Here is a 14,706-nt window from a genome sequence, read left to right on the forward strand (position 1 = left end):
CGTCCACGTGCGAGTTCTCCTCACCGGCGGCGCCGGTTTCATCGGGTCCCACGTCGCCGACGCGCTGGCCGACGGCGGTGACGAGCCCGTGCTGCTCGACGCCCTCCTCCCGCAGGCCCACAGCGGCCCGGCACCGTCCTGGACCGACCGCCACGAGGTCGTGGTCGGCGACGTGGCGGACCCGGCCGTCGTGGCGGGTCTGCTGCGGGGTGTGGACGCGGTCTGCCACCAGTCCGCCGTGGTCGGTCACGGCCTCGACCCGTCGGACGCGCCGCTGTACTCGTTCAACAACGACCACGGCACCGCCGTGCTGCTGGCGGCCATGCACGAGGCGGGGGTCGGCACGCTCGTGCTCGCGTCGTCGATGGTCGTCTACGGCGAGGGCCGCTACCGCTGCCCCGCGCACGACGTCGTCCGCGCCGCGCCGCGCAGGCGGGAGTCGATCGACGCGGGCGACTACGAACCGCCGTGCCCGCACTGCGGCGCACCCCTGGAACCCCTCCTGGTGCCCGAGGACGCCCCGCTGGACCCGCGCAGCACCTACGCGGCGAGCAAGCTGGCCCAGGAGCACTACGCGGCGGCGTGGGCCCGCCAGACCGGCGGCGCCGTCTGGGCGTTGCGCTACCACAACGTCTACGGCCCGAGGATGCCCAGGGACACCCCGTACGCGGGCGTCGCGTCCCTCTTCCGCTCGGCCCTGGAGGACGGCCGGGCCCCCACGGTCCTGGAGGACGGCGGGCAGCGCCGCGACTTCGTCCACGTCACCGACGTCGCGAGGGCGAACGTCCTGGCCCTGCACGCCGAGGCACCCCGCGGCACCCTGACCCCGCTGAACATCTGCTCGGGCGAACCCCGCACGGTCGGCGACCTGGCCACCGAACTGGCACTGGCCACCAACGGCCCGGCACCACGCATCGTCGGCGGCGCCCGCACCGCCGACGTCCGCCACGTCGTCGCCGACCCGACCGAGGCCACCCGCCGCCTCGGCTTCCACGCCCTGACCAGCTTCGCCACCGGGGTGAAGGCCTTCGCCACCGACCCGCTGCGCTGACGGGACGCGGCTCAGCCTGCCATCGCGGTGGCCAGGGGCAGGCGGACCTCGAAGCGGCAGCCGGGGCCGTGGTTCTGGGCGTCGATGGTGCCCTTGTGGGCTTCCACCAGGCCGCGGGCGATGGCCAGGCCCAGGCCCCCGCCCACCGGTTGGCGGCTCGGGGTGCCGCGGAAGGCCACCTCGAACACCCTGGACAGGTCGGGTTCGGGGATGCCGCCGCACGCGTCGTCCACCTGGAGCCTGGCCTCCTGGCCGTCGACGTCCACGTGGATGGCGACGGTGCCGTCCGGCGGGGTGTGGCGGATGGCGTTGGAGAGCAGGTTGCGGATCACCCGTGCGAGTTCCGGGTCGCTGCCCAGGACGACCGGCCACGTGTCGGCGCTGGCCTCCAGGCGGACGCCCTTCCGCTGGGCGACCGGGCCTTCGGCGGCCACGACCTCGCTGACGACGTCGGCGAGCGGGACGTCGGAGAGGGTCAGGCGGAGTGCGCCCGCGGTGATGCGGGACAGCTCGAACAGGTCGTCGACCATCGCGGAGAGCTTGTCGGCCTCGGTGCTGATGCGGCCCGCGTAGTCGGAGACGTCGCGGGGCTGGTGGACGACGCCGTCGGCCAGGGCCTCGGCCATGGCGCGGATGCCCGCCAGCGGGGTGCGGAGGTCGTGGCTGATCCACGCCACGAGTTCGCGGCGGGAGGCTTCGGCGGCGCGCTCGCGGGCCCTGGCCTCGTGCTCCCAGACGCTGCGGCGGGCGATGCTGCGGCCGAGCACGATCGCGATCGGGACGGTCACGACCGCGACGAGCGTGCAGACCAGCACGGTCGTCGTGATGATCGGCGTGAACATGAACTGGCTGACCGCGAGGACGCCGCCGATGGTCGCGAGGACCGGCACGATCGCCAGCACGGACAGGGCCGTCGCCAGCGAGCCGTGGACGAGCCTGCGGAGCAGCAGCCAGGCCCCGAGCAGCGCCAGCGGCAGGGAGAACAGGACCGCGAACGGGGCGATGTGGGAGATCTCGACGAGCATCAGCGACCACCTCCGGCAACCGGGTCGTAGCGGTAGCCGACGCCCCACACGGTGGCGATGCGCGTGGGCCGGGCCGAGTCGGTCTCGATCTTCTCGCGCAACCGTCGCACGTGGACGGTCACGGTGGACTGGTCGCCGAACTCCCAGCCCCACACGCGTTCCAGGAGTTCGGCGCGGTTGAACGCCCTGCCGGGGTTCGACAGCAGGAACGTCAGGAGGTCGAACTCCCTGGTGGTCAACGACAGCTCGACGCCGTCGAGACGGGCCGTGCGGGCGCCGAGGTCGACGCCGAGGCCGCCGTCGACCAGGGTCCGGACGGGTGGAGGGGCCTGGACGGCGCGGGAGCGGCGGAGCACGGACGTGACGCGCAGGGCCAGTTCGCGGGGGCTGAACGGCTTCGTCACGTAGTCGTCGGCGCCGAGCTGGAGCCCGGCGATCCGGTCCTCCTCCTCACCCAGCGCGGTCAGCATGACGACGGGGACGGAGCTGTGCCGCCGCAGCCGCCTGCACACCTCCAGGCCGTCGATGCCGGGCAGCATCAGGTCGAGCACGACCAGGTCCGGCGGGGTGGCGGCGAACAGTTCGAGCGCCGTCTCGCCGTCGCCCGCGAGCTGGACCTGGTGGCCGTTCAGCTCCAGGTAGCGGCGCACCACGTCGCGGACGGTCATGTCGTCGTCCACGACGAGCACGCGTCCGACAGCCGTGCCTTCGTTCGTCATCGCCTCACCAGTTCGTCAGCAGGAGGTGGTTGACCAGCAGCGCCGTGCCCGCCTGGACCGCCAGCCACCCCGTCCGGGAGCGGGCGGGCAGGAACGCGGTCGCCGCCGTCAGCCACGCGGTGAACGGTAGCCATATCCGCTCCACCTCCGCCTTGCTGAGGCCCGACGCGTCGGCGAGCAGGATCGCCGCGAGGGCCGCGCCGACCAGCAGGAGGGCGGGTGAGCGGCGCGCGCGGGCGAGTCCGGCGACCGGTGCGAACCCCGCGGCGAGCAGGGCGGCGGCGAGGTTCGCCCACACCCAGTAGTGGTAGACCCGCTCGGACGCGATGCCCTGGTAGTACCGGCGCACCACCAGGTGGTAGCCGTCGAGCCACCAGAACCCGGCGAGCGCGAACGCCGCCACGACGACCGAGGCCGCCAGCACGGCCAGCGCCAGTGCGCGCCACCGCCGCCACGTCACCACCAGCGCGACGACACCGACCAGGACCAGGCCGTAGGACAGGAAGACCCCCAGCCCCAGCAGCAGACCCGCGAGCACCGGCCTGCCCAGGGCCAGCAGGGCGATGCCGCACGCCGTCACGCCCGCGAACAGGCCGTCGGCCGACACGCCGATCCACACCGCTCCGGGGAACAGGGCGGCGAACGGCAGCACCGCGCGAGCGGCGGCCTCGTCCCCGCCCCACGCCCGCAGGGTGACCGGCACCGCGACCGCCGTGAGCGCGCCGACCAGCACGCACAGCAGCGCGGCCCACGCCCCGCCGGACAGCCCGATCCGGTCGAGCCCGACGAACGCGAGCAGCGCGCCCGGCGGGTGCCCGGACACGTGCGTGGTCCACGAGTCCGGCTGGTGGTCGAGGATCCGCGCGGAGAAGCCGCGCAGCGCCGCCCCGACGTCGGTGACGCCGGGGACCTCGTGCAGGTACTCGTCGGACGTGGTGAGCCTGCCCGCGAACCCGCGCTCCCAGCCGTCGACCAGCGCGAGCGACACCGTCCACGCCACCGCCGCCAGGTAACCGGCGCCCAGCGCCCGGCGCCACGGCAGCCGCACGGCCAGTTCCGGTCCCCTGGCGACGACGAGCACGGCGACCAGGAGCGCGAGGGGCGTGCCGACACCGATGTGCGGCAGCCACTCCGCGAAGAGCGGGGGGAACCCGGCGAACGTGCGGCGCGCGCCGAGCAGCGCCCCGACGACGACGGCGAGGACGACCAGAACCGCGGCCCCCAGGACCGTCCACCGGACACGTGACACGGGTGGACCGTAGGGCAGGACACCCCGCGCGATCGGCCGCGGAACCGATCCGTCAGACACCCGTAAGAACTCCTCGCACGTCATGATTCGGTAAGCGGCCAAAGGCTTTCGCGGACCGCGCGACGCGCCGACCCTGTCCGGTGTGGACGAGATCGATGTGGTGCTCCCCTGCTTGGACGAAGCCGCGGCCCTGCCCGGCGTGCTGCGCGCGCTGCCTCCGGGCTTCCGCGCGCTGGTGGTCGACAACGGCTCCCGCGACGGCTCCCCCGAGGTGGCCGCCGCCCTCGGCGCACGGGTGGTGCACGAGTCGCGCAGGGGTTACGGCGCGGCCGCGCACACCGGTGTGGAACTGGCCCGGTCGGAGATCGTCTGCGTGCTCGACGCGGACGGCTCGCTCGACCCCCGACAACTGCCCGAACTGGTGGCCCTGGTGCGGGCGGGCGCGCACCTGGCGGTGGGGCGGCGGGTGCCGACGACCAGCGGGAGCTGGCCGTGGCACGCGAGAGCGGGGAACGCGGTGCTCGCGACCCTGCTGCGCGCCAAGGGGCTCCCGGTGCGCGACATCGCGCCGATGAGGGCGTTCCGCCGCCGGGACCTGCTGGACCTGGGCATCCGGGACCGCGCGTTCGGCTACCCGCTCGAACTGCTGCTGCGCGCGGGCGAGGCGGGGTGGCGGGTCGAGGAGCGGGACGTCACCTACGGCCCGCGCGCCGCGGGCACGAGGTCGAAGGTCTCCGGGTCGGTGCGCGGCACGGTCCGCGCGGTCCGCGACATGGCGGGGGTGCTGCGGTGAGCGCCCGCGCCACGGTCCTGGTGGTGGCCAAGGCCCCCGTGCCCGGTCTGGCCAAGACCCGCCTCAGCCCGGCCGTGCCGCCCGCGCAGGCGGCCGACATCGCCGCGGCGTCGCTGCTGGACACGCTCGACGCCGTGCTCGCCACGCCCGGTGTGGTGCCGGTGGTGGCGCTGACGGGTGACCTCACGAAGGCCGAGCGGTCGCGGGAGATCCGTTCCCTGCTGCGGCACGTGGTCCTGCTGCCGCAGCGGGGAGCGGACTTCCCGGCCCGGCTGGCCAACGCCCACGCCGACGCGGCCCGCCTGAACGCGGGCCTGCCCGTCCTCCAGATCGGCATGGACACCCCGCAGGTCACCGCCGAGCTGCTGGACGAGTGCGTCGGGTCGCTGCGGTACGCCGACGGCGTGCTCGGCCCGGCCACCGACGGGGGCTGGTGGGCGCTCGGCCTGCGCGACGGCCACCGGGCGGACGTGCTGCGGACCGTCCCCACGTCCCGAGACGACACCGGCGCGCTGACGGCCGCCGCGCTGGAGCGGAGCGGCCTGCGGATCGGCCTGCTGCCCGAGCTGTCCGACGTGGACGACATGACCACCGCGCGGGAGGTGGCCGCCGTGCTGCCGGGCAGCCGGTTCGCCGAGGCGCTGCTCGTGGGCGTGTTCCGGTGACGGCGTTCGACGTGGGTCTGCGCGGCTCGCGGTGCTGGCTCGACCTGGGTGCCGGGCGGCGGGTCGACCTGCCGGTCGACCGGTGGCACACCGACGCCGACCCCGCGGACCGGGTGCTGGTGGACGCGTGCGCGGGACCGACGGTCGACCTGGGCTGCGGTCCCGGTCGGCTGGTCGCCGCGCTGGTGGAGCGCGGGATCGTCGCCCTCGGCGTCGACCACTCCGAGGTCGCGGTCTCGCTGACCCGCTCGCGCGGCGGACCGGCGCTGCACCGCGACCTGTTCACGCCGCTGCCCGGCGAGGGCCGCTGGTCGCACGTGCTGCTGGCCGACGGCAACATCGGCATCGGCGGCGACCCGACGGCGCTGCTGCGCCGCGTCCGGGGGCTCCTGCACGGCAGGGGCACCGTGCTCCTGGAGGTCGACCCTCCGGGGTGCGGGCTCCGGCGGGAACGCGCCCGCGTCGGCGGCGAGGACGCCGGTGGCGTGTGGTTCGACTGGGCGTGGCTCGACCCCGCCGCGCTGGAGACCGCCGCGCACGACGCCGGGTTCCGCGTCCGCTGGCTCGTCGAGCGCGCGGGCCGCTGGTTCGCCGAACTGGAGCAGCCATGAGGTTCCGCCCGCCGGGGGAAGCCGACTTCACCAGCCCGGCGCACGGCGCGCGCGTCTCCGCGCGCATCGGGCTGTGGCTGGGGGTCGCGTTCGGCCTGTGCTTCGCCACCGGCCTGATCAGCCACGGCATCCAGCACCCGCCCGCGTGGTTCACCTGGCCGTCGCGGCCGGTAGGCCTGTACCGGATCACCCAGGGCGTCCACGTCACGTCCGGCGTCGCGGCGGTCCCGCTGCTGCTGGCCAAGCTGTGGAGCGTCTACCCGAAGCTGTTCGGCAGGCCGCTGGTCCGGTCGGTGCCGCACGCGCTGGAGCGCGGCTCGATCCTCGTGCTGATCGGCGCGTCGTTCTTCGAGCTGCTGACCGGGGTGTTCAACGTCGCCCAGAACTACCCGTGGGCGTTCTTCTTCCCCACCGCCCACCACGCCGTCGCGTGGATCGCCGCGGGCGCGCTGCTGGTGCACGTCGCCGTGAAGCTGCCGGTGATCCGCGCGGCGCTCACCCGCGCGGATCACGAGGAACCCGCCACCGGGGTGTTGAGCCGACGGGGTTTCCTGCTCACCACGGGCGCGGCGACGGGCGCGGCGGTCCTCGCGACCGTCGGCGGCACCGTGCCGTGGCTGCGGACCGCGTCGGTGCTGGCCTCGCGGTCCGCGACGGGGGTGCCGGTCAACCGCCTCGCGTCGGCCGCGGGGGTGGTCGCGGCGGACTCGTCGTGGCGGCTGCGGGTCGGTGACGTCGAGTTCTCCCTCGACGAGCTGCGGGCCATGCCCCAGACGACCGCCGACCTGCCGATCGCGTGCGTCGAGGGCTGGAGCGCGGACGCGACGTGGACCGGTGTTCCGGTGCGCGACCTGCTGGCACGGGCGGGCCTGCCCGCCGGGAGCGACCTCCGGGTCGAGTCGCTGGAGGGGGGTGGCCCGTACCGGTCGTCCACGCTGCCCGGCACGCACTCGGCGGACCCGCTGACGCTGCTGGCGCTGCGGATGAACGGCGAGGAGCTGACGCTGGACCACGGCTTCCCGTGCAGGCTGATCGCGCCCAGCAGGCCGGGCGTGCTCCAGACCAAGTGGGTCTCGCGGCTGGAGGTGCGCTGATGCGGTGGGTGCTCGGGGCGGTCGGTGTCGTCCTGCTGGGGCGGGGCGTGGTGGAGCTGCTGCCGGTGGTGGCCGACAGCCCGCTGTCGCTGGGCGGCTGGCTGCTCGGCGGACCGGTCCTGCACGACGTGCTGCTCGCGCCGCTCGTCGGCCTCGGCGGCACGGTGCTCGCCCGCGTGCTGCCCGCGCCGTGGCGGGCACCGGTCGGCGCGGGCCTCGTGGTCAGCGGGGTCCTGGTGCTGCTGGCGGTCCCCTACCTGTGGCGGGCGTTCTCCGGTCCGGTCACGCCGGGCCTGCACGACCGCCCCTACCCGGCCGGTCTGCTGGTCGCGCTGACCGTCGTGTGGACCGCCGTCGTGGTCGCGGGACTGGCCAGGAGCAGGAACACCCGGCCACGCCGTGACGGGTGAGGGGGCCTGTCACGGCGTGGCCGGGGTGTTCTCGGGTTCCTGTCGCCGGGAAGCTTCGCTCTCCCTGCGTCACCTGCTCCCGCGCCGGGAACCCGCGCCCGGCGCGAGGGGCATTCGCGCCGGGAGTCCGGACTACTTCGGTTCGACGACCTGGCTGCCGAGGGTGACCTCGACCGACTTGTCCTCGCCGACGGTGAGCTTCACCTTGTCGTTGGGGGCCTTGGAGCGGACCGCCGCGACCAGCGCGTCGGAGGTGTCGATCTTGCGGCCGTCGAACCCGGTGATCACGTCACCGGCCTTGAGGCCGGCCTTCTCGGCCGCGCCGCCCGCGGTGACCTCGCTGACCAGCGCGCCGCCGTTCTCGCCGTCCTTCACCGACACGCCGAGCACGGTCTGGGTGGCCTTGCCGGTCTCGGTGATCTCCTTGGCCGTGCGCCGGGCCTGGTCGATCGGGATGGCGAAGCCGATGCCGACCGAACCGCCCTGCGACTGCGACGTGGTGTTCGGGCTGTAGATGGCGGAGTTGATGCCGACGACCTGGCCCTGCATGTTGACCAGGGGGCCGCCGGAGTTGCCGGGGTTGATCGCCGCGTCGGTCTGGATGGCGTCCAGCACGGACGACTGGCTGCCCTGCTCGCCACCCGCCCGGACGGGCCGGTTCAGCGAGCTGACGATGCCGGACGTGACGGTGCCCTGGAGGTCGAACGGCGACCCGACGGCCACCACCTGCTGGCCGACCCTCAGGTCGCCCGAGTTGCCCAGCTCCGCCGTCGGCAGGCCGGTGACGTTCGCCGCCTTCACCACCGCGAGGTCGGACGACGGGTCGCGCCCGACGATGGTGGCGGTCGCGGTCTTGCCGTCCTGGAACACGATCTGGATCTGGCCGCCCGCCGCCGCGCCCTCGACCACGTGGTTGTTGGTGAGGATGAAGCCGTCCGAGCTGATCACGATGCCGGAGCCCTCACCGCCGGAGAGCTGGAGCTTCACCACGGAGGGCAGCACCTTCTCGGCGACGCTCTCGATGGACCCGGCGGGGGCGTTGCTGCTCTGCTGCACGGGCTTCGGCGCGCTCAGCGCGTTGGTGACCGGCTGCGCGTCCACGGCGGCCTGGTAGCCGATGTAGCCGCCGATGCCGCCGGACAGCCCGCCGACCGCGAGCACCGCCGCGGCCACCCCGGCCACGACCCGGCCGCGGCCGGGCCTGCGCTGCTGCTGCGGAACGGGGTACGACACACCCGGCTGGGCGTAGAACGCCCCGGTCGAGGTCGGCGCCCCCTGGTGGGGAGCGGCCCCGAACTGGGGAGCAGGTGTCCCCGGCTGGCCAGGCGCCCCCTGCAAAGCGCCTGGCTGGCCGGGGTCCGGCTGTCCAGCACCCTGCTGCTGGAAACCGGGGTGGGCGGGACCGGAGGTCGGCTGCCACTCCTGCTGCGGGGCAGCGGAGGCGTTGGCGGCCCACGGGCTGGGCTGCTCGCTCGGCACGGCAGTGGGGGTCTGCTGCGGCGTCTGCGGCGCCTCGGGCTGAGGCTGGTCCTCGGCGGCACCGTGGTTGTTCTCGGTCATGCCCATACTGTGCGTTGCCCGCCTGAGAGGACCCTTAAACACACCTGGGCATCAGGTGTGAGTAATCAGGAACCACGGAGGCGCTCCGCGATCTGCTCCGGCGTGACGTCGTTGATCCACACGCCCATGCCCGACTCGGACCCCGCCAGGTACTTCAGCTTGTCCTTCGTGCGGAGCACGGAGAACACCTCCAGGTGCAGCCAGGAGAGGTCTCGGCCGGTCCGCACGGGCGCCTGGTGCCAGGCCGCGATGTAGGGCAGCGGCCGGTCGTACAGCGCGTCCATCATGTGCAGGACGCGCAGGTACAGGTGCGCGAAGTCGTCGCGCTCGGCGTCGGTGAGCGCGGGCAGGTCCGGCACCTGGCGGTGCGGCACCACGTGGACCTCGACGGGCCAGCGGGCCGCGGCGGGCACGAACGCCGTCCAGTGCTCGCCCTCGGCGATGATCCGGGTGCCCGCCGCGCGCTCGGCGGCCAGGACGTCGCCCATCACGTGCGTGCCGTGCTCGGCGAAGTACTCGCCCGCCACCGACAGCATCCGCTCGGTCTTGGGCGTCACGAACGGGTAGCCGTAGATCTGCCCGTGCGGGTGGTGCAGCGTCACGCCGATCTCTTCGCCGCGGTTCTCGAACGGGAACACCTGCGCCACACCGGGGACCTCCGCGAACGCCTCGGTCCGGTCGGCCCACACGTCGACGACGGTCCGCACCCGGTGCGGGGTCAGCTCGCCGAACGAGGTGTTGTGGTCGGAGGTGAAGCAGACGACCTCGCAGCGGCCGCGACCCGCCGCGCGGTGCACCATCGGCATGCCGTCCACAGTGGACGGGACGTCGGGGACGTGCTCGGCGAGCGACGGGAAGCGGTTCTCGAACACCGCCACGTCGTAGCTCGACTCGGGGATCTCAGTCGGCTTGCCCGGCGCCGTCGGGCACAGCGGGCACAGGTCGGCCGGGGGCTTGTAGGTGCGGGTCTGGCGGTGCGCCGCCATCGCCACCCACTCACCGGTCAGGGGGTCGCGGCGGACCTCCGAGTGCGGTTGCGACTCCGGCAGGTCCCTCGTGTCCACCGCCGTGCGCGGGGGCGCGTCCGGGGTGTCGTCGAAGTAGATGATCTCCCGACCATCAGCCAGTTTCGCCGCGGTCCGCCGCAACGCTTCCTTCACGCGAGTTCCTCTCCCCTTCCGGGCACGTGCGAGAGCACGAGTTCCCCGACCTGCTCCGCGAGGATCGCCTTGGCGTCGTCCGCCAGACCCTCGTCGGTCACCAGCACATCAGCTTCGTCGAGGTCGGCGATCGTGGAGATGCCGACCGTGCCCCACTTGGTGTGGTCGGCGACGACCACCACGCGGCCCGCCGCGTCGACGAGCGCGCGGTCCGTCTCGCTCTCGTTCAGGTTGGGCGTGGTGAACCCGGACCGCTCGGCCATGCCGTGCACGCCGAGGAACACCACGTCCAGGTGCAGCGACCGCAGCGCCTGGACGGCGACCGGCCCGACCAGCGCGTCCGACGGCGTCCGCACGCCACCGGTCAGCACCACCGTGCGGTCGGTGCGCCCGCCCTGCTGGAGCACGTCCGCGACCCGGATCGAGTTCGTCACGACCGTCAGGTCCGGGATGTCCTCCAGGAACCGCGCGAGCGTCCACGTCGTCGTGCCCGCGGACAGCCCGATGGCGGTGCCGGGGCGGACCAGCGCGGCGGCCTGCCGGGCGATGGCCTCCTTCTCCGGGAGCTGCCGCACGGACTTCGCCTCGAAGCCCGGCTCGTCCGTGCTGCGCCCGACCACGGAGGTCGCGCCGCCGTAGACCTTCTCGATGACCCCGCGCGCCGCCAGCACGTCCAGGTCGCGGCGAATCGTCATGTCCGAGACGCCGAGGCGCACCACCAGGTCGCTCACCCGGACCGCCCCGGTGCGGCGGATCTCCTCGAGGATCACCGCTTGTCGTTGCCGAGCCAGCACTTCACACCATCTCCCTCAGCACGGCGACCGCCCCGGCGGGAACCACCAGCCGGCCGTCGACCAGGGAGCCGGACAGCAGTTCGACGCCGGAGGCGGGCAGTGCGACGTCCTCCGCAGCGTGGTTGATCGCAACCAGCCACGATACGGGTTCGCCGTCGTGCCGACCCCGGCGGCGAACGATCTCCAGGCCGGGGGCGGCGGTCACGCCCGCGCGCTCCAACGCCGCGTCGACCACCCGTCGCAGTCCGTCGGCGACCAGGCCGCAGGCGAGGTACCAGGCGGTTCCCGCGCCGTGCTGGTGGCGGGTCACCGCGGGGACGCCGGGCAGCGGGCCGTCGGCGTAGGACGACACCACCTCCGCGCCCCGGACGTGCAGCAGTTCGGTCCACACGCCCGCGGCGCCCCCGTCGTCCAGCCGCACGACCTCGTCCGCGCGCAGCGGGAAGAACTCCTCGGTCCACACCCCGAGCAGGTCGCGGAACGCGCCGGGGTAGCCGCCGAGCCGCACGTGGCCGCGCTCGTCGGTGAGGCCGGACATGTACGTGACCAGCACGTGCCCGCCGCCGTCGACGTAGTCGGCGATCTTCGCGGCGTCGGCGTCGGTCACCGAGTACAGCGCGGGCACCACGACGAGCCGGTAGGACGAGAGGTCGGCCGACGGCGGGACGAAGTCGACCGTGACGCCCGCGTCCCACAGCTGCCGGTACAGCCCGAACACGGTCTCCTGGTAGGAGAAGTCCTCGGTGGGGTGCGTCGGCTGGCCGGAGATCCAGCGGGACCGCCAGTCGTAGACGATCGCCACGGAGGCGTCCACAGTGGACCCCACGAGTTCACCCAGCAGGCCGTACTCGGCGCCGACCTCGCACACCTCGCGGTAGACCTTGGTCTCGGTGCCCGCGTGCGGGACCATCGCGGAGTGGTAGCGCTCGGCGCCCGCCCGCGACTGCCGCCACTGGAAGAACAGCGTGCCGTCGGCACCGCGCGCGATGTGCGCGAACGAGTTCCGCCGCAGCTCACCAGGCTGTTTGGCGATGTTGCGCGGCTGCCAGTTGACCGCCGACGTCGAGTGCTCCATCAGCAGCCACGGCCGCCCACCCGCGAGTCCGCGGGTCAGGTCGGCGGCCATCGCCAGCTCGACGTGCCGGTCGTCGTCCTCCGAGCGGGTGTAGTGGTCGTTGGACACGAAGTCGACCTCGCGCGCCCACGCCCAGTAGTCCAGCGCGTCGAAGGTCCAGCCCACCATGAAGTTCGTGGTGATCGGCACGTCCGGGGTGAGCCCGCGCAGGGCGTCGCGCTCGGCCTTGTACAGCTCCAGCAGCGCGTCCGAGCAGAACCGGTCGAAGTCCAGCAGTTGGCCGGGGTTGCCGAACGTCGGCGTCACCCTCGGCGGCAGGACCTGGTCCCACAAGGAGTAGTGCTGGCTCCAGAACGCGGTCGCCCACGCCTCGTTCAGCGTGTCCAGGTCGCCGTGGCGGTGCTGGAGCCAGGTGCGGAACGCCTCGGCGCAGCGGTCGCAGCAGCAGCGGGCGACGTGGCAGCCGTACTCGTTGCCGACGTGCCACGCGGCCAGGGCGGGGTGCTCGCGGTACCGCTCCGCCAGCGCGGTCGCGAGCGCCACGGCCTTCGCGCGGTAGACCGGTGAGCTGGGGCAGTACTCCTGGCGCGACCCGTGGGTGAAGCGGACGCCGTCGGCGCGCACCGGGAGCACGTCCGGGTACGCCGTGGTCAGCCAGGGTGGCGGGGAGGCCGTCGCGGTCGCCAGGTCGACCCGGATCCCGCCCTCGTGCAGCAGGTCGAGCACCCGGTCGAGCCAGTCGAACTCGTACTTCCCCTCGGAGGTCTCGATCAGCGCCCACGAGAAGATGCCGACGCTGACCATCGTCACGCCCGCCCGGCGCATCAGCTCGACGTCCTCGGCCCACACGTCCTCGGGCCACTGCTCGGGGTTGTAGTCCGCACCCCAAGCCAGTCCTGCCATGCCCGTGGGCCAAGTGGTCATAGCCGCAAGGGTGGCTGAAACAGGCCCGCAACGTCAACACAGTCAAACAAGATCCCTCGTTCGGGTCTGTTTGAACTTCGGAGCACCACAGGCGGCGAGGCCGGCTCACTTTTACAACGTTGTAGCAGGTAGTCGCTCTATTTTTACAACGTTGTAGCGGGTTAACGGCTTCGTAACAGGGCTTGACACCCCGTGTGTTGGACGCAACATTATGCGCAACTTTGTTTGACTCAGTGTTCAGTTGGTTTGGTCGAGTGTCCTCAGGAGCAACGATGGTCCGGTACACGCCCAGTTCCCAGTCCACGCACCCCCTCCTCGGCCGCAGGGCCGTGCTCCGCGGACTGCTCATGACCGCCGGTATCGCGGCGGTGCCGGGGCTGGCCGCGTGCGGCGGCTCCGACTCGGGTTCGTCGAACGGCACGGTCACCTTCGGCAACAACCTGTCGGACCAGGTCCCGAAGGACGCGATCACCGCCGCCCTCAAGGGTTTCGACTCCGACGCCCTGAAGGTCTCGATCAACACCAAGCAGCACGAGCAGTACCAGGAGCAGATCAACAACTACCTCCAGGGCAAGCCCGACGACGTGCTCGCCTGGTTCGCCGGCTACCGGATGCGCTTCTTCGCGGAGAAGGGCCTCACCGGCGACCTCACCGACCTGTGGGGCGGGCTCGGCGACAACTACGCGCCCTCCCTCAAGGAGGCGTCGACCGCCAAGGACGGCAAGCAGTACTTCGTGCCGTTCACCCAGTACCCGTGGGGCGTCTTCTACCTCAAGAGCGTGTGGACGCAGCGCGGCTACGCGGTCCCGAAGACGCTCGACGAGTTCGTCGCGCTCTCCACGAAGATGAAGGCCGACGGCCTGACCCCGATCGCCTTCGCGCAGAAGCAGGGCTGGCCGGGCATGGGCATGTTCGACCAGCTGAACTTCCGCACCAACGGCTACCAGTTCCACGTCGACCTCATGGCGGGCAAGGAGGACTGGCAGGGCCCGAAGGTGCGCGCGGTGTTCGACACCTGGAAGCGCCTGCTGCCGTTCCACCAGGAGAACGCGCTCGGCCGCGACTGGCAGGAGGCCGCGCAGAGCGTCCAGCAGGGCAAGTCCGGCATGTACCTGCTCGGTACGTTCGTCGGCCAGCAGTTCAAGGGCCAGGAGGACGACCTCGACTTCTTCCCGTTCCCGGAGGTCAACCCCGAGCACGGGCAGGACACGGTCGAAGCGCCCATCGACGGCTACATGATGGCGAAGAAGCCCGCCAACCCCGAGGGCGCGAAGAAGCTGCTGGAGTACCTGTCCAAGCCCGAGACGCAGCTGACGTACCTGAAGTCCGACCCGTCGTCGATCGCCACCAGCAGCAAGGCCGACACCTCGGGCTACACGGCGCTCCAGAAGAAGGCCGTCGAGGTCATCAAGAGCGCCAAGCACATCACGCAGTTCCTCGACCGCGACACCGACCCGCGCTTCGCGAGCGACGCGGCCACCAACGGCCTGAACGCCTTCATCCAGAACCCGGACGACATCGACTCCGTGCTCAAGGGAATGGCCGACCAGGCCAAGACGATCTTCACGGGGTGACG

At 72.7% G+C, this 14,706-nt stretch carries 14 protein-coding genes; 7 read left to right on the forward strand and 7 right to left on the reverse strand.

The genetic code is table 11. The annotated features are described in order from the left end of the window. The first annotated feature begins 7 nt into the window (after positions 1 to 7). A complete protein-coding gene (locus tag AC156L_RS35250) occupies positions 8 to 1,051 on the forward strand; it encodes an NAD-dependent epimerase/dehydratase family protein (protein WP_330883553.1) in 1,044 nt (347 codons plus the stop codon). Between the two features lie 11 nt (positions 1,052 to 1,062). Here the strand turns inward: AC156L_RS35250 and AC156L_RS35255 are convergent, their stop codons facing one another. From AC156L_RS35255 to AC156L_RS35265, 3 genes are read right to left on the reverse strand one after another with little or no spacing between them, the layout of a single operon-like run. After that, a complete protein-coding gene (locus AC156L_RS35255; RefSeq protein WP_330883551.1) occupies positions 1,063 to 2,076 on the reverse strand; it encodes a sensor histidine kinase in 1,014 nt (337 codons plus the stop codon). After that, positions 2,076 to 2,795 (reverse strand): response regulator transcription factor, encoded by a 720-nt coding sequence (locus AC156L_RS35260; protein WP_330883549.1) that lies wholly within the window; start codon positions 2,793 to 2,795, stop codon positions 2,076 to 2,078. The genes AC156L_RS35255 and AC156L_RS35260 overlap by 1 nt, the downstream gene beginning before the upstream one ends. Before the next feature lie 4 nt (positions 2,796 to 2,799). Continuing rightward, positions 2,800 to 4,044, reverse strand: coding sequence for a hypothetical protein (locus tag AC156L_RS35265; RefSeq protein WP_330883547.1), 1,245 nt, complete (start codon positions 4,042 to 4,044; stop codon positions 2,800 to 2,802). Positions 4,045 to 4,195: 151 nt separating this feature from the next. On the opposite strand from AC156L_RS35265, the gene AC156L_RS35270 reads away from it, so the two are divergent. The 5 genes from AC156L_RS35270 to AC156L_RS35290 are packed head-to-tail and all read left to right on the forward strand — an operon-like array spanning position 4,196 to position 7,617. Then, positions 4,196 to 4,837 (forward strand): glycosyltransferase family 2 protein, encoded by a 642-nt coding sequence (locus AC156L_RS35270; RefSeq protein WP_330883612.1) that lies wholly within the window; start codon positions 4,196 to 4,198, stop codon positions 4,835 to 4,837. Continuing rightward, entirely contained in the window at positions 4,834 to 5,502 is a 669-nt protein-coding gene (locus tag AC156L_RS35275; RefSeq protein ID WP_330883546.1) for a TIGR04282 family arsenosugar biosynthesis glycosyltransferase, read from the forward strand. Before AC156L_RS35270 ends, AC156L_RS35275 begins: the two co-directional genes overlap by 4 nt. Further along, complete coding sequence (locus AC156L_RS35280; protein WP_330883544.1) at positions 5,499 to 6,113, forward strand: class I SAM-dependent methyltransferase; 615 nt, start codon at positions 5,499 to 5,501, stop codon at positions 6,111 to 6,113. Before AC156L_RS35275 ends, AC156L_RS35280 begins: the two co-directional genes overlap by 4 nt. Next, entirely contained in the window at positions 6,110 to 7,207 is a 1,098-nt protein-coding gene (locus AC156L_RS35285) for a molybdopterin-dependent oxidoreductase (RefSeq protein ID WP_330883540.1), read from the forward strand. The genes AC156L_RS35280 and AC156L_RS35285 overlap by 4 nt, the downstream gene beginning before the upstream one ends. Further along, complete coding sequence (locus tag AC156L_RS35290; RefSeq protein WP_330883538.1) at positions 7,207 to 7,617, forward strand: hypothetical protein; 411 nt, start codon at positions 7,207 to 7,209, stop codon at positions 7,615 to 7,617. The genes AC156L_RS35285 and AC156L_RS35290 overlap by 1 nt, the downstream gene beginning before the upstream one ends. A gap of 132 nt (positions 7,618 to 7,749) precedes the next feature. On the opposite strand, the gene AC156L_RS35295 is transcribed toward AC156L_RS35290, so the two are convergent. The 4 genes from AC156L_RS35295 to AC156L_RS35310 form a co-directional block, all read right to left on the reverse strand. Further along, on the reverse strand, positions 7,750 to 9,177 hold the full coding sequence (locus tag AC156L_RS35295; RefSeq protein WP_330883536.1) for a S1C family serine protease: 1,428 nt from the start codon (positions 9,175 to 9,177) through the stop codon (positions 7,750 to 7,752). A 65-nt stretch (positions 9,178 to 9,242) separates the two neighbouring features. Continuing rightward, positions 9,243 to 10,325, reverse strand: coding sequence for a galactose-1-phosphate uridylyltransferase (gene galT / locus AC156L_RS35300; RefSeq protein WP_330883610.1), 1,083 nt, complete (start codon positions 10,323 to 10,325; stop codon positions 9,243 to 9,245). Positions 10,326 to 10,333: 8 nt separating this feature from the next. Further along, positions 10,334 to 11,131, reverse strand: coding sequence for a DeoR/GlpR family DNA-binding transcription regulator (locus AC156L_RS35305; protein WP_259624585.1), 798 nt, complete (start codon positions 11,129 to 11,131; stop codon positions 10,334 to 10,336). A 1-nt stretch (position 11,132) separates the two neighbouring features. Then, the gene (locus AC156L_RS35310) at positions 11,133 to 13,130 is read right to left on the reverse strand and encodes a beta-galactosidase (RefSeq protein WP_330883533.1); all 1,998 of its coding nucleotides are present in this window, start codon (positions 13,128 to 13,130) and stop codon (positions 11,133 to 11,135) included. A 272-nt stretch (positions 13,131 to 13,402) separates the two neighbouring features. Between AC156L_RS35310 and AC156L_RS35315 the strand changes: the two genes are divergently transcribed. Continuing rightward, the gene (locus AC156L_RS35315; RefSeq protein WP_330883531.1) at positions 13,403 to 14,704 is read left to right on the forward strand and encodes an ABC transporter substrate-binding protein; all 1,302 of its coding nucleotides are present in this window, start codon (positions 13,403 to 13,405) and stop codon (positions 14,702 to 14,704) included. Positions 14,705 to 14,706: the final 2 nt, after the last annotated feature.

The organism is Umezawaea sp., assembly GCF_057122925.1.

Excerpts from the sequence above, each read along its gene's own strand:
- AC156L_RS35315 (WP_330883531.1), top strand. The coding sequence starts at position 13,403 with ATGGTCCGGTACACGCCCAGTTCCCAGTCCACGCACCCCCTCCTCGGC.
- AC156L_RS35290 (WP_330883538.1), top strand. The coding sequence starts at position 7,207 with ATGCGGTGGGTGCTCGGGGCGGTCGGTGTCGTCCTGCTGGGGCGGGGC.
- AC156L_RS35310 (WP_330883533.1), bottom strand. The coding sequence starts at position 13,130 with ATGACCACTTGGCCCACGGGCATGGCAGGACTGGCTTGGGGTGCGGAC.
- AC156L_RS35295 (WP_330883536.1), bottom strand. The coding sequence starts at position 9,177 with ATGACCGAGAACAACCACGGTGCCGCCGAGGACCAGCCTCAGCCCGAG.
- AC156L_RS35255 (WP_330883551.1), bottom strand. The coding sequence starts at position 2,076 with ATGCTCGTCGAGATCTCCCACATCGCCCCGTTCGCGGTCCTGTTCTCC.
- AC156L_RS35285 (WP_330883540.1), top strand. The coding sequence starts at position 6,110 with ATGAGGTTCCGCCCGCCGGGGGAAGCCGACTTCACCAGCCCGGCGCAC.
- AC156L_RS35260 (WP_330883549.1), bottom strand. The coding sequence starts at position 2,795 with ATGACGAACGAAGGCACGGCTGTCGGACGCGTGCTCGTCGTGGACGAC.